This is a genomic window from Pantoea sp. KPR_PJ (genome assembly GCF_041386365.1).
GTDB lineage: Bacteria > Pseudomonadota > Gammaproteobacteria > Enterobacterales > Enterobacteriaceae > Pantoea.
On sequence record NZ_JABMIK010000001.1, the window covers coordinates 197,169 to 215,252 of the forward strand.

14 protein-coding genes are annotated in these 18,084 nt (G+C 55.7%); 5 read left to right on the forward strand and 9 right to left on the reverse strand.

The window, feature by feature from the left end; translation table 11 throughout:
* Positions 1–37 precede the first annotated feature (37 nt).
* Complete coding sequence (locus HP564_RS00895; RefSeq protein ID WP_371239303.1) at positions 38–667, forward strand: MBL fold metallo-hydrolase; 630 nt, start codon at positions 38–40, stop codon at positions 665–667.
* 40 nt (positions 668–707) lie between these two features.
* On the opposite strand, the gene HP564_RS00900 is transcribed toward HP564_RS00895, so the two are convergent.
* From HP564_RS00900 to pncB, 4 genes are all read right to left on the reverse strand, one after another.
* Positions 708–1,898 carry an amino acid aminotransferase gene (locus HP564_RS00900; protein ID WP_371239305.1) on the reverse strand — a complete coding sequence of 397 codons (1,191 nt, stop codon included), beginning with the start codon at positions 1,896–1,898 and terminating at the stop codon, positions 708–710.
* A 197-nt stretch (positions 1,899–2,095) separates the two neighbouring features.
* Positions 2,096–3,202 carry a porin OmpF gene (ompF, locus tag HP564_RS00905; protein ID WP_371239307.1) on the reverse strand — a complete coding sequence of 369 codons (1,107 nt, stop codon included), beginning with the start codon at positions 3,200–3,202 and terminating at the stop codon, positions 2,096–2,098.
* A gap of 301 nt (positions 3,203–3,503) precedes the next feature.
* Positions 3,504–4,904: an asparagine--tRNA ligase gene (asnS, locus tag HP564_RS00910; RefSeq protein ID WP_371239309.1), complete on the reverse strand. Its 1,401-nt coding sequence runs from the start codon at positions 4,902–4,904 to the stop codon at positions 3,504–3,506.
* A 158-nt stretch (positions 4,905–5,062) separates the two neighbouring features.
* Positions 5,063–6,268: a nicotinate phosphoribosyltransferase gene (gene pncB / locus HP564_RS00915; protein WP_371239311.1), complete on the reverse strand. Its 1,206-nt coding sequence runs from the start codon at positions 6,266–6,268 to the stop codon at positions 5,063–5,065.
* Positions 6,269–6,509: 241 nt separating this feature from the next.
* On the opposite strand from pncB, the gene pepN reads away from it, so the two are divergent.
* Positions 6,510–9,125: an aminopeptidase N gene (pepN, locus tag HP564_RS00920; RefSeq protein ID WP_371239313.1), complete on the forward strand. Its 2,616-nt coding sequence runs from the start codon at positions 6,510–6,512 to the stop codon at positions 9,123–9,125.
* Between the two features lie 187 nt (positions 9,126–9,312).
* Here pepN and ssuB read toward each other — a convergent pair whose 3' ends face one another.
* The 5 genes from ssuB to ssuE are packed head-to-tail and all read right to left on the reverse strand — an operon-like array spanning position 9,313 to position 13,571.
* Complete coding sequence (ssuB, locus tag HP564_RS00925; RefSeq protein ID WP_371239315.1) at positions 9,313–10,101, reverse strand: aliphatic sulfonates ABC transporter ATP-binding protein; 789 nt, start codon at positions 10,099–10,101, stop codon at positions 9,313–9,315.
* Entirely contained in the window at positions 10,098–10,889 is a 792-nt protein-coding gene (gene ssuC, locus HP564_RS00930) for an aliphatic sulfonate ABC transporter permease SsuC (RefSeq protein WP_371239317.1), read from the reverse strand. The genes ssuB and ssuC overlap by 4 nt, the downstream gene beginning before the upstream one ends.
* Before the next feature lie 10 nt (positions 10,890–10,899).
* Positions 10,900–12,045: an FMNH2-dependent alkanesulfonate monooxygenase gene (gene ssuD, locus HP564_RS00935; protein WP_371239319.1), complete on the reverse strand. Its 1,146-nt coding sequence runs from the start codon at positions 12,043–12,045 to the stop codon at positions 10,900–10,902.
* A gap of 10 nt (positions 12,046–12,055) precedes the next feature.
* Positions 12,056–13,006 (reverse strand): sulfonate ABC transporter substrate-binding protein, encoded by a 951-nt coding sequence (locus HP564_RS00940; protein ID WP_371239321.1) that lies wholly within the window; start codon positions 13,004–13,006, stop codon positions 12,056–12,058.
* A 13-nt stretch (positions 13,007–13,019) separates the two neighbouring features.
* Positions 13,020–13,571: an NADPH-dependent FMN reductase gene (ssuE, locus tag HP564_RS00945; protein ID WP_371240612.1), complete on the reverse strand. Its 552-nt coding sequence runs from the start codon at positions 13,569–13,571 to the stop codon at positions 13,020–13,022.
* Between the two features lie 770 nt (positions 13,572–14,341).
* Here ssuE and HP564_RS00950 point away from each other — a divergent pair.
* The 3 genes from HP564_RS00950 (at position 14,342) to HP564_RS00960 (ending at position 18,062) form a co-directional block, all read left to right on the forward strand.
* Complete coding sequence (locus HP564_RS00950) at positions 14,342–15,322, forward strand: glycosyltransferase family 2 protein (RefSeq protein WP_371239323.1); 981 nt, start codon at positions 14,342–14,344, stop codon at positions 15,320–15,322.
* Positions 15,323–15,531: 209 nt separating this feature from the next.
* Positions 15,532–17,058, forward strand: coding sequence for a lipopolysaccharide biosynthesis protein (locus HP564_RS00955; protein ID WP_371239325.1), 1,527 nt, complete (start codon positions 15,532–15,534; stop codon positions 17,056–17,058).
* The gene (locus HP564_RS00960; protein ID WP_371239327.1) at positions 17,055–18,062 is read left to right on the forward strand and encodes a glycosyltransferase family 2 protein; all 1,008 of its coding nucleotides are present in this window, start codon (positions 17,055–17,057) and stop codon (positions 18,060–18,062) included. Before HP564_RS00955 ends, HP564_RS00960 begins: the two co-directional genes overlap by 4 nt.
* The last annotated feature ends 22 nt before the right edge of the window (positions 18,063–18,084 follow it).

Consider the following 18,084-nt stretch of genomic DNA (forward strand, 5'->3'; position numbering starts at 1 on the left):
ACGCCGGCAACGCTGCGTGTGCCGGTCATGGAGCGTTATGAACTACCACATTATTCCTGTTACCGCCTTTGCGCAGAACTGTTCCGTTATCTGGTGCGAAACGACGCGTGAAGCTGCTCTGGTTGATCCCGGCGGCGATGCGGCAAAAATTGTCGCCGCGCTTCAGCAGCTCAACCTGAAACCTGCGCAAATCTTACTGACGCATGGTCATCTGGATCATGTGGGCGCAGCGGCCGAGCTGGCTGAGCATTATCAGGTGCCCATTGTCGGTCCGCAAAAACAGGATGCGTTTTGGCTGGAGGCGCTGCCTGTGCAGAGCCAGATGTTTGGCCTGGCAGAATGCGCGCCTTTTACGCCGACGCGCTGGCTGGAGGAGGGCGACAGCGTTCAGGTGGGGAAGGTGACGCTGGAGATCCTGCATACGCCTGGCCATACGCCCGGACATATCGTCTTTTTCGACCGCGCTGGCCGATTACTCATCTCGGGCGATGTCATCTTTCAGGGGGGGGTTGGACGCACGGATTTCCCCCAGGGGAGCCACCAGGATTTGATCGCCTCGATTAAGGGCAAGCTGTTGCCGCTAGGCGACGACGTCACCTTTGTTCCCGGCCACGGCCCCACCTCAACGCTGGGGCGCGAGCGTATCAGCAATCCTTTCCTGCAATAAAAAATGGGCCTGATGGCCCATTTTGCTTCAGAGGCGATGCTCAGAGCACCGCCACTATCGCCTCGCACAGCGCCGACATATTGTCTGGCGTCATGCCCGCGACGTTCACGCGACCAGAATTGACCGCATAGACGCCAAACTCTTCACGCAGGCGAACAACCTGATCTTTCGTCAGTCCGCTGAATGAGAACATGCCATTTTGTCGAATGATAAAGCTGAAATCATGCTTTGCGCCTTTTTCCGCCAGCGTGTTCACAAACAGCTGACGCATGCGCTGGATGCGCTGACGCATGTCGGTCAGCTCCTGTTCCCAGATGGTACGCAGGGCCTGATTGCTGAGAATAGTCGCCACGACCGCCGCGCCATGCGCTGGCGGGTTCGAGTAGTTCGCGCGGATAGTATACTTAACCTGGCTAAAGGCGGTCTCTGCGGTTGCGGCGTCTGCCGCCACCAGCGTGATAGCCCCTACGCGCTCATTGTATAAACCAAAGTTTTTAGAGTAAGAGCTGGCAACAATCAGCTCCTGATGCGAGGCAGCAAAAATACGCAGGCCTTCTGCATCCTCATTCAAACCGCGCGCGAAGCCCTGATAGGCGAAGTCAAACAGTGGCAGCCAGCCTTTGGCCTGAGAAAGCTGCGCCAGCTGCTGCCATTGCTCTGCAGTCGGATCGATACCGGTCGGATTATGGCAGCAGCCGTGGAACAGCACCACGTCGCCGGCTTTCGCTTCCTGTAGGGCAGCAAGCATGCCATCAAAGTCGAGCGTATGGTTTTCCGCATCATAGTAGGCGTATTCGCACACTTCCAGTCCGGCGGCGTTGAACACGTTTTTATGGTTTGGCCAGCTCGGATTGCTGACCCAGACGCGCCTGACGCTGGTCTGCGTCGCCAGGAAATCAGCGGCAATACGCAGCGCGCCGGTGCCGCCAGGCGTCTGCGCCGTACGCGCACGGCCAGCAGCAATCAGTGAATTCTCTGCGCCAAACAGCAGCTCTTGCGTGCAGCGAGCAAAATCGGCCAGGCCATCAATGCTGAGATAGTTTTTCGTCGTCTCGTTTTCCAGCAGGTACTGTTCAGCTTTTTTTACGCTGGTCAGTACGGGCGTATTACCGGTTTCATCTTTATAGACGCCGATGCCGAGATTGATTTTATGCGGACGATCGTCAGCGCGAAACAGATCGGCCAGCCCGAGAATAGGATCGGCAGGTGCCGCAGAGATAGATTCAAACATGAGTCGTGTCCAGTAGCGTGAACTTTAACGAAAAGAGCCTTCAGGTTAACGTCAGCACTGCGCATTGCCAACCGTTAACGCAAAAAATCGTTGCGGCCCTGTGCATCTGGCGTGCTGAAGAGCGCGCTATGGCGGCGCGGCGGATAACAGGCATAAAAAAACGGAGCCAGAGCTCCGTTTTTTCTGCGATCGCTAACTTAGAACTGGTAAACCAGGCCTACAGCGACGGTGTCGTCAGTGTTCAGACCCAGGCGGTTGTTGTCATCCAGCTGGTTGATCTGATAGTCAACATAGGTCGACATGTTTTTGTTGAAGTAGTAGGTTGCGCCCACGTCGATGTATTTAACCAGGTCAGCATCGCCAATACCGTCGATGTCTTTGCCTTTAGACTGAACATAGGCGAGAGACGGACGCAGACCGAAGTCGAACTGATACTGTGCAACCAGCTCGATGTTCTGTGCTTTGTTGGCGAAAGCCGTGGTGTTGGTGCCAGCCGCAGTGGTCAGCGTGAACGGAGTAGAGTTACGGGTTTCACCGTAGTAAGCCGCCAGGTAGACGTTGTTGGCGTCATACTTAACCGCTGTGCCCCAGTTCTCAGCACGTTTACCCTGGCCAACCAGGTTACCGTTGCCGTCAGCAACGCCAGCTGCCTGTGCGTTGGTGCGGTCGCTGCTGCTGTATGCGCCTACGATACCCAGGCCAATCGGCGAGGTGTAAGAGGTTGACAGGCCCCAGCCGTCGCCGTTTGCGCGACGAATTTCGTCACGATCGTTTTTACCCTGATACTGAGCCGCGAAGTCCCAGCCATCAACCAGGCCGAAGAAGTTTTTGTTGCGGTAAGTCAGCAGACCGGTGCTACGACCGTTCATGAAGTTGTCTGAGTAGCCAGAGTCGCCACCGAATTCTGGCAGCATATCGGTCCAGCCGATTGCATCGTAAACAACGCCGTAGTTACGACCGTAGTCGATTGAACCCGCGTCGCCGAATTTCAGACCAGCAAAGCCCAGACGAGTACGGTTGCCGTCCTGCGCGTCTGAACCTTCAGAGTTGTTAGCCTGAACGTTGTATTCCCACTGGCCGTAACCGGTCAGCTGGTCATTAATCTGAGTTTCACCCTTAAAGCCAAAACGTACGTAAGTGTTGTCGCCGTCGTTGCCGTCGTTATCAGAGAAATAGTGCAGACCAACCGCTTTACCGTACAGATCCAGTTTGTTGCCGTCTTTATTATAGATTTCTGCTGCGTTTGCTGCACCAGCAGCTAACAGAGCAGGGATAACCACTGCAAGAATGTTGCGCTTCATCATTATTTATTACCCTCATTGGAGTTTATTCGGACACCTGCCACTGCCGTCAAGAAACCGTTACGGAACCCTGAGAGAAGTTTGGTGTCTTCCTGTGTCTGCACGCATCTTTCCATCCCGAAGCGGGATATTCCACCCTGAAAATGCTACTAAACTCGTAATCTGGTTTCAAAAAGCAAATTTGTATTTCAGGATGTAAATTAACGGGAACTTTGTGAGAGAACTCTAACTTTACAAAAATAAAAAAAGACCGGCAGTGCCGGTCTCTTTATATATATGAATTTCTTATGATTAATGGTTAAAATCAGAAATTCGCATTGCGCGGTGTACGTGGGAAAGGGATAACGTCCCTTACATTTTGTACGCCGGTGACATAGGCGATCAAACGTTCAAAGCCCAGACCAAAGCCAGAGTGCGGCACGGTGCCGTAACGGCGCAGGTCGCGATACCACCAGTAATCTTCTTTGTTCAGGCCCATCTCTTCGAGGCGCGCATCCAGCACGTCAAGACGCTCTTCACGCTGTGAGCCACCAATAATTTCGCCGATGCCTGGCGCAAGTACGTCCATTGCCGCCACGGTCTTGTTATCATCATTCAGGCGCATATAAAACGCCTTAATGTCTTTCGGATAGTTTTTCACTACTACCGGTGCCTTAAAGTGTTGCTCGGCCAGATAGCGCTCGTGCTCGGAAGAGAGATCAATGCCCCAGGAAACCGGGTTTTCAAAAGTCTGACCGCATTTTTCCAGGATAGTAATGGCGTCGGTATAGTCGACCTGAGCAAAATCAGTAGAGACAAACCGCTCAAGACGATTAACTGCGTCTTTGTCTACACGCTCAGCAAAGAAGGCCATATCGTCAGCGCGTTCTTCCAGTACGGCTTTGAAGACGTATTTCAGCATGGCTTCAGCCAGCGCCGCCGCATCATCCAGCGTGGCGAAGGCGACTTCCGGCTCCAGCATCCAGAACTCCGCCAGATGGCGGCTGGTGTTAGAGTTTTCCGCCCGGAAAGTAGGACCAAAGGTATAAACTTTGGACAGCGCACAGGCATACGTCTCACCATTCAGCTGACCAGAAACGGTCAGGAATGCCTCTTTACCGAAGAAATCTTCGTTATAGTCAACGGTGCCCTGCGGCGTGCGCGGCAGGTTTTCCAGATCCAGCGTGGAAACGCGGAACATCTCACCTGCACCTTCGGTATCTGATGCGGTGATCAGCGGGGTAGAAACCCAGAAATAACCGTTTTCATGAAAGAAGCGGTGCAGCGCCTGCGCCAGGGTATGGCGCACGCGCGCTACGGCACCAATCAGGTTGGTGCGCGGGCGCAGATGCGCAACTTCGCGCAGATATTCAATGCTGTGACGTTTCGCGGCCATCGGATAGGTATCGGGATCGTCTACCCAGCCAGTGACGTCAATACGGGTAGCCTGAATCTCAAACGCCTGACCCTGGCCCGGTGACGCGACCACGGTGCCGGTCACGATAACGGAACAGCCCGTGGTGAGGTGCAGAACGTCTTCCTGATAATTAGGCAGAGAATTATTCACGACAGCCTGAACGGGATTAAAGCAGGAACCGTCATAAACGGCGACGAAGGAAAGACCGGCTTTTGAATCTCTTCGGGTACGCACCCAACCACGTACGGTGACTTCACTGTCAACCGCGACGCGACCGTGCAGTACATCCGCTACAGGCACTACGCTCATAAATATCTCTCTATATAGAAGAAGTGAGTTTAAACAGTTCCCCAGACCGGGGTTTTGCTATGTTACTTGCGAGTCGCAAGGAAACAAGCAAAATCCCGCGTCAGGTGAGATTAATTACAACAGAAGCGGGACGCATCAACGCCCCGATAAAGAGAGAGTTAGCTCGCTTTTTTCACCAGCGGCAGCTCGAAAGCTTTGCGCAGGGCGCGCACGAAGGCGGGATCGCGGCAGATCGTTTTCCCCGGGCTGTCAGACAGCTTGGCAACCGGCTTGCCGTTGCACTCCATCAGTTTAATCACAATATTGAGCGGCCTGACGCCGGGAATATCGCAGGTGAGCCGCGTACCCATACCGAAGATGACGTTAGTGCGCTGACCAAAGTGGCGATAGAGCGCCAGCGCTTTATCGAGATCGAGATTGTCTGAGAAGACCAGCGTCTTGCTTCCCGGATCGATGCCGAGTGAGGCATAGTGTGCCAGCGCTTTTTCGCCCCATTCGATCGGATCGCCGGAGTCATGACGCAGTCCCTGATAGCGGCTGGCAAAATTAACCCCAAAGTCGCGTAAAAAGGCATCCATCGCGATGCAGTCGGTCAGCGCAATGCCCAGCTTATCGTCATATTCATCGAGCCAGGCCTGTAGCGCCGCGCGCTGGCTGTTTGCCAGCACCGGACTGATCTGCTGAAAAGCCTGAAACCACTCATGTGCCTGCGTACCCACCGGCGTGAGCGCCAGTCGACGCGCCAGGTCATAGTTGCTGGTCCCGATAAGCCAGGGAAAATCCTGCTTCAGCGTTGAGACGATGGCGCGCTGCACATCCTGAGAAAAGCGACGGCGCGTGCCGAAGTCCATCAGGCGGAAGCGAGACATATCGGTATCCGCGACGGCGTGATGAAAGGCGCCCAGCTTTTGCTGGAGGTGGTCAACCGCCTGTTGTGCGCCGACCTGTGGCGAGCGATGACGATGCACCACTTCACTGATCAGCGCCAGCAGTGGCACTTCCCACAGAATCACTTCTCGCCAGGGGCCCTCAATGCGCAGATCGAGATGGCCGTCGCGGTTGCGCACCTCTACCTGTGCAGGGTTATAGCGAAAGTCGCGCAGCCAGTTGAGGTAGTCAGCGCGGAAAAAGGGCAGGCTGGACAGATACGTATATTCGTCATCGGTCAGCGCAAGCGTCTGCATGGCGTTAATGGCCTCGCGAATCTCATTCGCATAGAGACCAAGCAGATCGTCGCCGCGGCAACGAAACTCAGCCGACACCGTGACATCATAATAACGGTGGAAAACGGCTTGCTGCATATGAAGCTTGTAGGCATCAGTATCCAGCAGTGAAGTCAGTATCGGGGAAGCATGTCCTGTCATGGTGCGTTTCAGCATCCTGTTCGGCGGCGCAGAGCCCGGTGTGTAAAAGTCATAAAGACGCAGGAGTATAAATCAGTAACTGTGGCTGATCACAGCATATTTCACGTCTGCAGGTCGAGGGTAAAACGTGCCGTTGTTAATGAATTGTAGCTATTTATGCCGAGACGTGCATTGTGCATGGCAAGCTAAAGGCAACGCGCTTAGACTTTGGCGGTAAACCTATAACAATGCGAGACGGAATATGACGCAACAGCCCCAAATCAAATATCGCCACGACTATCGTGCGCCGGATTACACCATTACCGATATCGATCTGACCTTTGAGCTGGACCCTGCCGTCACCCGCGTGACAGCCGTCAGCCAGATCAAACGGCTGGCCGATGCGCAGGCTGAACTGCGCCTTGATGGTGAAGCGTTAACCCTGATCGCCATCGAAGTAGACGGCACACCCTGGCACGCCTGGCGCGAAGAAGAGGGCGCGCTGATTCTCAGCCAGCTGCCGTCCCAGTTCACCCTGAAAATCGTGAACGATATTCATCCCGATAAAAATACCGCGCTGGAGGGGCTTTACCAGTCTGGCGAGGGGCTGTGCACCCAGTGTGAAGCTGAAGGCTTCCGTCATATCACCTGGTATCTGGATCGCCCGGACGTGCTGGCGCGATTCACAACCACTGTCATCGCTGATGAGGCGCGCTATCCTTATCTGCTCTCCAACGGCAACCGCATCGACAGCGGCAAAGCCGGGCAGGGCAAGCACTGGGTTAAATGGCACGATCCCTTCCCGAAACCCTGCTACCTGTTTGCGCTGGTGGCTGGCGACTTTGACGTGCTGCGCGACAGCTTCAGGACTCGCTCTGGCCGTGACGTAGCGCTGGAGATCTTTGTCGATCGCGGCAATCTCGACCGCGCCGACTGGGCCATGACCTCGCTGAAAAACAGTATGAAGTGGGACGAGGAGCGTTTCGGCCTGGAATATGACCTTGATATCTTTATGATCGTCGCCGTCGACTTCTTCAATATGGGCGCGATGGAGAATAAAGGCCTGAACGTCTTTAACTCTAAATATGTGCTGGCGAAGGCGGAAACCGCGACCGATAAAGATTATCTCGGCATTGAGGCGGTGATCGGCCACGAATATTTCCATAACTGGACGGGCAACCGCGTCACCTGCCGCGACTGGTTCCAGCTCAGCCTGAAAGAGGGGCTGACCGTATTCCGCGACCAGGAGTTCAGCTCCGATCTTGGCTCACGTGCGGTTAATCGCATCGATAACGTACGCGTTATGCGCGGCGCGCAGTTCGCTGAAGACGCCAGCCCGATGGCGCATCCGATCCGTCCGGATCAGGTAATGGAGATGAATAACTTCTACACCCTGACCGTTTATGAGAAAGGATCGGAAGTGATCCGCATGATGCACACGTTGCTCGGCGAAGAGAATTTCCAGAAAGGGATGCAGCTTTACTTTGAGCGCCACGACGGCAGTGCGGCGACCTGCGATGACTTTGTACAGGCGATGGAAGACGCCTCAAACGTCGATCTGTCGCAGTTCCGCCGCTGGTATAGCCAGAGCGGTACGCCGGTGCTGACGGTGCGCGACGACTATAACCCGGAGCTGGAGCAGTACACGCTGCATGTTACTCAGCAGACGCCGCCCACTGCCGATCAGAAAGAGAAACTGCCGCTGCATATTCCGCTCGACATTGAACTCTACGACAACGAAGGAAAGGTGATCCCGTTACAGCATAATGGCCATCCGGTGCACCATGTCCTGAACGTCACCGAGGAGTTTCAGACCTTTATCTTTGACAATGTCCACTTCCAGCCGGTGCCGTCGCTGCTGCGCGAGTTCTCTGCGCCAGTGAAGCTTGACTATAAATGGAGCGATGCCCAGCTGACCTTCCTGATGCGCCACGCCCGCAACGATTTTTCGCGCTGGGACGCGGCGCAGAGCCTGCTCGCCACCTATATTCGCCTTAATGTCGCACGCCATCAGCAGGGCCAGCCGCTGTCGCTGCCGCTGCACGTCGCCGATGCCTTCCGCGCGGTACTGCTGGATGAAAGCAGCGATCCGGCGCTGACTGCGCTGATCCTGACGCTGCCCGGCGAAAATGAGATCGCCGAGCTGTTTGAAGTGATCGATCCGCAGGCTATCACGGTGGTGCGTGAAGCGCTGGTGCGCACGCTGGCAACCGAACTGGCCGACGAATTCTATGCTGTCTTTAACGCCAGCCAGCAGGAGGAATACCGCATTGAGCATGAGGCGATGGGACGCCGCGCGCTGAAAAACGTCTGTCTGTACTATCTGGCATTTGGTGAGGCGACGCTGGCAGATAAGCTGGTACAGGCGCAGTACCATCAGGCCAACAATATGACGGATGCGCTGGCGGCACTGGCGGCGTCAGTGGCGGCGCAGCTTCCTTGCCGTGATGCGCTGTTAGCACACTACGACGAACGCTGGCATCAGGATGGTCTGGTGATGGATAAGTGGTTTATGCTGCAGGCCACCAGCCCCGCAGCAGATGTGTTGCAGAAGGTACGTGAGCTGATGCATCACCGCGCATTTACCCTGAGTAACCCTAACCGCATCCGGGCGCTGATTGGCGCATTTGTATCGGGCAATGCGTCGGCGTTTCACGCTAAAGATGGCAGCGGCTATCAGTTCCTGGTTGAGATACTCACCGATCTCAACACCCGCAACCCGCAGGTAGCGGCGCGGATGATTGAGCCGCTGATTCGCCTGAAGCGTTACGACGCCGATCGTCAGGCGCTGATGCGCCAGGCGCTGGAGACGTTGCAGGGGCTGGATAAGCTGTCGGGCGACCTCTATGAGAAAATCACCCGCGCGTTGAACGCTTAAACGGCAAAGGCGGGTAAACCCCGCCTTACACACCGCAGAAGAGTTGAAACGCGGGTAGCATGGGCCGAAGAGCAAAACGTCCCGCGCAAGAGATGTCGCGGGACGAGCGCGCAGGGATGCCTTGAGCGTCTATGCGATCGGACCATGCATCCGCGTGGGTGTCTGACCCCGTGTTTCCGCCAATATTTTAGCGCTGGTGGGCGTAGCGCACCGGCTGCTCGCTTTCGCTGCGGCGCATCACGCGATCCAGCACCTCCGCCTCCAGCTCCGCCAGCCTGACCGATCCGCGACGACGCGGACGCGGCAAGTCCACCAGCAAATCGAGCCCAATCTGACCCTCCTCGATCAGCAGCACACGATCGGCCATCGCAACCGCTTCGCTGACGTCGTGCGTTACCAGCAGTACCGTAAAGTGGTGCTGTTGCCACAGCGATTCAATTAACCCCTGCATCTCAATACGCGTCAGCGCATCCAGCGCGCCGAGCGGCTCATCAAGCAGCAGCAGTCCCGGACGGTGAATTAAAGCGCGTGCCAGCGCCACGCGCTGCTTCTGTCCGCCGGAGAGCGCAGCAGGCCAGTCGCTGGCGCGCTCCGCCAGGCCAACCGCCTCCAGCGCCTCCAGCGCAGCGCTGCGCCATTCACGGCCTTTCAGCCCCAGCCCAACGTTATCGATCACGCTTTTCCACGGCAGCAGACGCGCGTCCTGAAACATCAGGCGCGTATCTTCGCGTGCGGTGTGCAGCGGCGCATTGCCCGCCAGCAGCTCGCCCTGCGTAGTCTGCTCCAGACCCGCCAGCAGGCGCAGCAGGGTACTCTTTCCGCAGCCGCTGCGCCCGACCACCGCCACAAACTGGCCAGAGGGAATGTGCAGATCGATATGGTTCAGAATGGTGCGATCGCCATACTGCTTGGTCACGCCGTTTACACCAACCGGCGTGCCGGTATTGAGGCGTGCCGGAGAGAAGTGACTACTCATGCGTTCTCCTCCTTCAGTTGATAAGCTGGATGCCAGCGCAGCCAGATGCGCTCCAGCAGCAGGGCGGCAACGTCCGCCAGTTTGCCGAGCAGGGCGTAAAGAATGATCGCCACCACCACGACATCGGTTTGCAGAAACTCACGGGCGTTCATTGCCAGATAACCAATGCCGGAGTTGGCCGAAATGGTTTCGGCGACAATCAGCGTCAGCCACATCAGGCCAAGCGCAAAACGCACGCCGACCATGATGGAGGGCAGGGCGCCGGGCAGGATCACCTGAATAAACAGGCTCCAGCCCGACAGGCCATAGCTGCGCGCCATCTCAACCAGGCCACGATCGATATTACGGATGCCGTGATAGGTATTGAGATAGATCGGGAACAGCGTGCCAAGCGCCACCAGAAAAATCTTCGCCGCCTCATCGATGCCGAACCAGAGAATGACCAGCGGGATCAGCGCCAGATGCGGCACGTTGCGCAGCATCTGAACGGAGGTATCCAGCAACCGCTCGCCGAGGCGTGAGGTGCCGGTGATCAGACCTAAAATCAAACCGACAGAGCCGCCGATGCTAAAGCCGATCAGGGCGCGCCAGCCGCTGATGGCGAGGTGTTGCCACAGCTCTCCGCTGGCCGCCAGATTCCAGAAGGTGACGACAATGTTTTCCGGCGACGGCAGAATACGCGTCGAGAGCAGGCCGGTCTGCGAGGCTATTTGCCAGACTACGACCAGCAGAGCAGGGAACAGCCAGGGCACCAGCGGGTGAGTAATACGTTGCGTGGTTTTCGCCATGATTTTTTCCTCAGCTCTGAGAGACTTTTTGCGGGCGGAAATCGTTGGCAACGGTTTCGCCGAACGCCTGCAGGTCGCGCGGTTGCGGGATCGGCGGCACCGCCAGATCGAGGTGCGGGAACAGCAGTTCGCCAACGCGATAGGCCTCTTCCAGATGCGGATAGCCGGACAAAATAAAGGTCTCAATACCGAGATCGGCATACTCCTGCATGCGTGCCGCAACGGTAGGGCCGTCACCCACCAGCGCAGTACCGGCACCGCCGCGCACCAGACCGACGCCCGCCCAGAGGTTCGGGCTGATTTCCAGCTGGTCACGACGCCCGCTGTGCAGGGCTGCCATGCGCTGCTGACCCACTGAGTCGGTGCGGGCAAACGCGGCCTGGGCTTTGGCTATGGTGGCGTCATCCAGATGGGCAATCAAACGATCGGCGGCGCGCCAGGCTTCGTCGTTAGTTTCGCGAACAATCACGTGCAGGCGAATGCCAAAGCGCACTTTGCGACCCTGCGCCTCAGCTTTGGCGCGCACCTGCTCAATCTTCTCTTTAACCAGGGCAGGCGGTTCGCCCCAGGTGAGGTAAACGTCGACCTGCTCAGCGGCCAGATCCTGTGCCGGTTCTGAAGAGCCACCAAACCACAGCGGCGGACGTGGCTGTTGTACCGGTTCAAACAGCAGGCGCGCACCGCGCACCTTGACATACTTCCCTTCGTAGTCGACCGTTTCACCCTCAAGTACGCGACGCCAGACGCGGGTGAACTCTGCTGACTCGACATAGCGCTCATGGTGATCGAGGAAGACGCCGTCACCCGCCAGCTCTTCCGGATCGCCGCCCGTGACCAGATTAAACAGGGCACGGCCACTGGAGAGGCGATCCAGCGTGGCGGCCTGGCGTGCGGCCTGCGTGGGTGAGATGACACCGGGGCGCAGTGCAACCAGAAAACGCAGACGCTGCGTAACCGGGATCAGCGAGGCGGCGACCAGCCAGGCATCTTCACAGGAGCGACCGGTCGGGATTAGCACGCCGCCAAACCCCAGACGGTCTGCTGCCTGCGCAATCTGCTGAAGATAGCTATGGTCGATGGGACGCGCGCCTTCTGAGGTGCCGAGATAGTGTCCGTCGCCATGCGTCGGGAGAAACCAGAATACGGATAGGCTCATCATTCACTCCTTACTGAATAGTTGTGGCGCTGGGATGCCAGATGCGATCGCTGATGGTCAGTTTTACCGGCACCAGATGACTGGTATAAAACAGGTCCGCGGTATGCTGCTGTGCCGCTGCGGTTTGTGCGCTAACCGGTGAGATATGGGTCGGCGGGCGATGGTCGAGATAGCTGGCAATGACCGGCTTTGGCAGGCCCATGGCGCTGGCGAGCAGATCGATGCTCTGGTCGCGCTGGCTTAGCGTCAGGGCGTCGGCCTGGCTAAAGGTATCGAGCACCTGCTGTACAAACGCGCCGTTCTGCTCGGTGAATTGACGTGTCGCCAGATAGAAAGAGCCGGTCAGATTAAGCTGGCTGCCGTCGGCAAGGACGCGCACATTGCCCTGCTGCTGAGCGGCAGAATAGTAGGGATCCCAGATAGCCCAGGCATCGACATCACCCTGCTGGAACGCGGCGCGCGCATCGGCGGGCGTCAGATAAACCGGCTGAATATCCTTAAAACTTAATCCCTCACGCTGAAGCGCGCGCAGCAGAAGGTTGTGCGAGCTGGAGCCCTTCTGAAAGGCCACCTTTTTTCCTTTGAGGTCGGCAACGCTTTTTAGCGGGCTGTTCTTCGCCACCAGAATCACCTCTGCCTTAGGCTTGGGCGGCTCAGCGCCAACGTAAAGCAGGTCAGCGCCAGCTGCCTGGGCGAACAGCGGGGGAATATCGCCGGTGCTGCCTAAATCGATACTGTCAACGTTCAGCGCCTCCAGCATCTGCGGACCGGCGGGGAACTCAATCCACTGAATTTTGGTTGCAGGGAAGCGCTGCTCCAGCAGCCGGTGGGATTTTGCCAGCACCATGCTGACGGAACCTTTCTGGTAGCCAATGCGAATCTGAGCGGGGGCATCTGTCGCCTGGGTTTGCAAAGCAACCAGACTAAGCGCAGCGAGTAACCAGCCGGTGATCCTTTTCATATGCGTGCTTCCTTTAAACAGCCTGAGCCACAGGGTGATGATGACGGGTCAGCGCCAGCCAGAACGCCTCAAGCGCTTCATCCAGTCGTCGCGCCAGCGCGGGTTGCAGTTCTGGCTGGCGATCGTAGTGGGTAATCTGATGGTCTTCGGCAAAGACGCCATGCAGGATCTCCTGCGCCTTCAGCGCATTCAGGACCGGCTTAAGGGCATAGTCGACCGCCAGCATATGGGCGACGCTGCCGCCGCTGGCAAGGGGTAATACCACCTTATGCGCCAGCGCACGTTCCGGCAGTAAATCGAGTAGCGTCTTTAGCGCGCCGGAGAAAGAGGCTTTATAGACCGGTGTGGCAACAATGACTCCGTCAGCAGAGAGTAAGTCTTCGCGCAACGCCAGCAGGGCAGGGGCATCAAAACGCGCACTGATTAAATCATCCGGCTGAAAGTTCTGGATATTCCAGGGGATCACTTCAACGCCGCGCGCTTCCAGCGCGCGCTGGCACAGGATAAGCAGTGAGGTTGAACGTGATGGAAAACGCGGGCTGCCAGCTAGCGTAATAACTCGCATCATTACTCCTTATAACTGAAAGTTATTGATTAGCTATTGTTGAGAACTGATGGTCACATCCTGACAGAGCGGGCAGATGGGCTTAAATGATTTATCCAGCAATGCAAAGGTGAAATGTGCAAAAAGAGGCAGAGAAAAGGACAGCAGATGAAAAGTGAGAACGGTGGATGGCGTACGATTAATCTTAAAAGGCCGTGACAGTACCAGAGTGATAGTTTATTAACGTTTAATTAATAGCAATAAAAGTATCCTGCCTGACCCCCAGTCAGAGAGAATACTCCTAAAAAGCTGGCTGGCCTTTTGTTCATACCCTGCCTGCTGACCTGGTTATCGCTAGCCAGCGTTAATGACCGGAAAGAGAGCGCTGTACCTTAACGTCGCGGCTGTTTTATCAGATAAACGCCAGGCGGCAGGCTGAATAAAAGCCGAAAGCGTTTGCAGTAATTATTAAAACCGCGTTTCACAGAAATGTTTTGTCACTTTTATACCCCGTTCATACATAAAAAAAGCCAGAAGAGGAGGTGAAGATAAAGATGTGATCCACCTGTTTCGTGCCCGATACTTTACGCCAGGTGATAGATTACTTTTTAAGGCAATGTCCTAATAAAGGTTTGGCCCTGTTAATACAAAAAACCTTCTGCCTATACTGATCGCCCACTTATGCAGAGGCTGAGCTTTCGTTTAAAAAACGCGCTTAATTTTTTAACGCAGTTTCAATAATTGTGTAACCCTTGTGCTTTTTTTCTTCCATTGATTCCAGAGAAAGATTTATGGTGAAGACGCTGCTATCAGTCATTATTCCCACCTATAACGTGGAAAAATATATCGTCGAATGTGTCGATTCCCTGCTGCGTCAGATTACCGCGACAGACGAAATTATTATTGTTAACGACAGTTCCACTGACGGCACGCTCGCGCTGCTGCAACAGACTTACGGCCATCGACCAGAGGTTCGCATCATTACCACGCCTAACGGCGGTGCAGGTCAGGCACGCGATACCGGTATTGAAGCCGCGCGGGGTGAGTTTCTGTTTTTCTGCGATCCCGATGACATCGTGCCAGACGGCTTTATTGCTGAACTACAGCAGGTCACAGCGGCCCATCCAGATGTCGATCTCTTCTGCTTCAGTTCCCACATGTTTGAAGATGGTCAGCCAGCCGTGACCCGACCCAAGGTGCGCCACGACCGGTTTGGCTTGCAGTCGCCACATCAGGTACTGGCACGTCTGTTGCAGAACGGCTCCTACACCTCGGCCGCCTGGAACTATGCGGTGAAAAAAAGCGTTATTGCACAGCACAAGCTGCGCTTTATCGACCGTGTGCATGAAGATCATAAATTTACGCTCTCGGTATTCATTTATGCGCGTCAGGCATGGGTAAGCCAGCATAGCTACTACAGCCAGCGCGTGCGCAGCGGTTCGCTTACTAACAGCCATAAAGGAGAGAGTTATTTCCAGCAGCGCTACAATGCCTTTATGCAAACTTACGGCATTCTCAAGCAGGGGCTCGATAATTCACCCGTGAAATCACAGCTGGAAAAAGCTTACCTGCTGCACTCGTTCCGTCTGATGATTTATCTGTCGCTTTATAACGGAACGGCAGTGCCGGAATATGTCATTAATGCGATTCGTTTTCTGGGGGGTCAGCATAAGCCTGTCAACGCCAAAGAGTGGTTGCTGATTAATCGCCCGCGTCTCTTTATTCAGCTGCAGAAATATAAAGTGGCAAAAGAGCTGAAAAAGGCGTCCTGATTTTCGCCTTCGCCCGACTCGTCGGCCTGCCATACCTTATCTGTGTCGCTGATAAATGTTTTTTTACTTTTTCACTGGCTGAGTCAATGTCAGATTAAATCTGGCACGCAGCGCCAGCGATAAATTTAAGACTATGTCTGGTAGGCAGGTCACAGGATGTGTGCCACGCTTGTGGCCTTCGAGAAATTTGTCCAGACACAATCATACATATGTCAATCAAACGTAACGCGATCGCCAATTATGTCGGTCAGATTTACCTGACGCTGTCAGGCATTCTGGTCGTGCCGCTGTATATTCAACATTTAGGGATGGAAGCTTACGGTTTAGTGGGTTTTTTCTCGATTCTGTTAACCTGGCTTCAGCTGCTCGATGCCGGGGTTTCCACGACCCTCATGCGCGAAGCGGCGCGCTATCGGGCTAACCAGACGGAGTTTATCTGGTTTCCGGCGCTGTTTTCTGCGCTGTCAAAATTCTTTCTTATCTCCACGCTGATTCTGGTGGTGATTGGCTGGCTGGCGACGCCCTGGATTGCCCATAACTGGCTGGATGCGCGTCATCTGCCTTCGGCAGACGTCACCATTGCGGTAGCCATTATGGTGATCACTGCTGCTATCCGCTGGCGCACCAGCCCGTATCGCAGCGTGATTGTCGGCTTTGAACATCAGGTCTGGCTTAACGGCGTTAACCTGGTCATCGTGACGCTGCGGACCTTCGGCGCAGTGCTGGTGATTCAGCTTTTCGCCAATCCGGTTCTCAGTTTCTTTATCTGGCAACTGGTGGTCTCGATAGCGGAAGCGGTGTGTCTGATTTCGAAATCCTACCAGCTGGTACCTGCCGCGGCGCGCAAACAGAAGCACGAAAATTTAAAGGCGATACTAAAACCTTTTATTCGCTTTGCACTCAGCGCCGCCTTTGCCAGCGCCATCTGGACCTTTATTTCGCAAATTGACCGCCTGGTGTTGTCAAAAACGCTGCCGCTGAGCGCCTATGGTTCATTTACCGTGGTTGCCACCGCGGCAACCGGCATCATTCTGCTCAGCAGCCCGATCATGCAGGCGATTGTGCCGCGCATGACCGGCATCAAAACGCGTAAAGAAGGTGATGCGGAATCTCTGACGCTCTATCGCTACACCACGCAGGCCGTGGCGATATTTATGGCGCCGCTCAGCATCACCATCGCGATGTTTGCTACGCCGCTGCTGTGGGCCTGGACGCAGAAAGAACAGGTTGTCACTGATATGTCGTTTGTGCTGAGCCTCTATGCGTTAGGCAGCGGCGTACAGGCGATTTGCGGGCTGCTTTACCATCTGCAATACGTTAACGGTAACCTGAAACTGCATCTGAAAGGCTTTACCTGCTTTGCGGTGATTCTGGTGCCGTTAAATATCTGGGCGGCGATTCACTACGGCGCGCAGGGCACTGGCTGGCTCTGGCTGGGACAAAACATTTTCTACCTGGCAGGCTGGGCATGGCTGGTTCATCGTCGTTTTGCACCGGGCATTCATTTTACCTGGCTGACGCGCGACGTGCTGCTGATCTGGGTGGTGGCGGCACTCATCGCCTGGCTGTGCAGCTTCCTGCCGATTGAATGGAATCAGAACCGCTGGCTCAATCTGCTGTGGCTGGGCATCATCGGCCTGGTGAATCTGTCGGTTTGTTGCCTGCTCCACAGTCTGGTGATCAAACGTCTGCTGCCCGGGCGCGCCAGGGGTTTTAATGTTGAGGAAAGAGAATGAGTACACGGAATCCTGACAGCCATGCCGCGACGATCTCGGTCATTGTGCCGAACTGGAACTGTGCGCCCTGGCTGCCGGAAGCGATCGATGCGCTGCTGGGGCAGTCATCGCCGCCGGAGCAGGTTATCGTTATTGATGACGGTTCAACCGACAACAGTATTGCGCTGCTGGAGGCACTGGCCGAGCGCCATCCACAGCTGACCCTGCTGCGCGGCGAGCGCGGCGGCGTCAGCGCGGCGCGTACAAAAGGGCAGGAGATCGCGACCGGCGACTTCATCTACTTTATGGACGCCGATGATGTTGTGGAAAAAGATCTCTTCGCTGATTTCCGCCGCACGCTGGCACAGCATCCTGACATGGAGATGTTCTGCTTTGGCGCACGGATGTTTACCGATAAGCCGGTGGCGGAACGCCATTATGCGCAGTTCCATCAGCGCCACCTTGACGACGTCTTGCCTGGGGGCGCTGACACCCTGCGCAGCATGATCCCGCATCGTTCTGCACATCGCGTGCTGTGGAGTAGCATCCTGTCGCGTCAGCTGATTCAGCGTACCGGCGTGCAGTTTCTGCCGATCCAGAATCATGAAGATGCGCCCTATATGTTTGCGCTCTACATGTCAGCACGGCAGATCGGGTTTACGCGTAAGAGCTACTACAACAAACGTTTTATGCCGACGTCGCTGTCGCAAAGTAAGCCAACCTTCTCCTGGGTAGAGAACTACTACATTGCCCGCCGCAGCAGTGAACGCTTTTTGCAAGAGCAGGGCCTGCCACCGGAAGAGAAGCTGCTGGATCTCTACTACCAGCCGGTGATGTATGGCTGCCTGATCGAGATCCGCAAAAATAACATTCCGGTGCCGGCTTCATGGCATCCGACAATCGATCAGCTGGTGCGTAAAGTGACGCGAGAAAGCAAGCGCCTGAAACTGCTCTGGTACTACCCGACACTTTACAGCGGGTTACAGGCGTGCCGACGTCTGGCTCGCTATGCCAGCAAGCGCTGATCGCGATCAATACGCTTACCCG

What these genes read in the sequence shown, in the direction of transcription:
- HP564_RS00895 (WP_371239303.1), top strand. Translation starts at nt 38, where the DNA reads ATGAACTACCACATTATTCCTGTTACCGCCTTTGCGCAGAACTGTTCC.
- HP564_RS00900 (WP_371239305.1), bottom strand. Translation starts at nt 1,898, where the DNA reads ATGTTTGAATCTATCTCTGCGGCACCTGCCGATCCTATTCTCGGGCTG.
- ompF (WP_371239307.1), bottom strand. Translation starts at nt 3,202, where the DNA reads ATGATGAAGCGCAACATTCTTGCAGTGGTTATCCCTGCTCTGTTAGCT.
- asnS (WP_371239309.1), bottom strand. Translation starts at nt 4,904, where the DNA reads ATGAGCGTAGTGCCTGTAGCGGATGTACTGCACGGTCGCGTCGCGGTT.
- pncB (WP_371239311.1), bottom strand. Translation starts at nt 6,268, where the DNA reads ATGACAGGACATGCTTCCCCGATACTGACTTCACTGCTGGATACTGAT.
- pepN (WP_371239313.1), top strand. Translation starts at nt 6,510, where the DNA reads ATGACGCAACAGCCCCAAATCAAATATCGCCACGACTATCGTGCGCCG.
- ssuB (WP_371239315.1), bottom strand. Translation starts at nt 10,101, where the DNA reads ATGAGTAGTCACTTCTCTCCGGCACGCCTCAATACCGGCACGCCGGTT.
- ssuC (WP_371239317.1), bottom strand. Translation starts at nt 10,889, where the DNA reads ATGGCGAAAACCACGCAACGTATTACTCACCCGCTGGTGCCCTGGCTG.
- ssuD (WP_371239319.1), bottom strand. Translation starts at nt 12,045, where the DNA reads ATGAGCCTATCCGTATTCTGGTTTCTCCCGACGCATGGCGACGGACAC.
- HP564_RS00940 (WP_371239321.1), bottom strand. Translation starts at nt 13,006, where the DNA reads ATGAAAAGGATCACCGGCTGGTTACTCGCTGCGCTTAGTCTGGTTGCT.
- ssuE (WP_371240612.1), bottom strand. Translation starts at nt 13,571, where the DNA reads ATGCGAGTTATTACGCTAGCTGGCAGCCCGCGTTTTCCATCACGTTCA.
- HP564_RS00950 (WP_371239323.1), top strand. Translation starts at nt 14,342, where the DNA reads ATGGTGAAGACGCTGCTATCAGTCATTATTCCCACCTATAACGTGGAA.
- HP564_RS00955 (WP_371239325.1), top strand. Translation starts at nt 15,532, where the DNA reads ATGTCAATCAAACGTAACGCGATCGCCAATTATGTCGGTCAGATTTAC.
- HP564_RS00960 (WP_371239327.1), top strand. Translation starts at nt 17,055, where the DNA reads ATGAGTACACGGAATCCTGACAGCCATGCCGCGACGATCTCGGTCATT.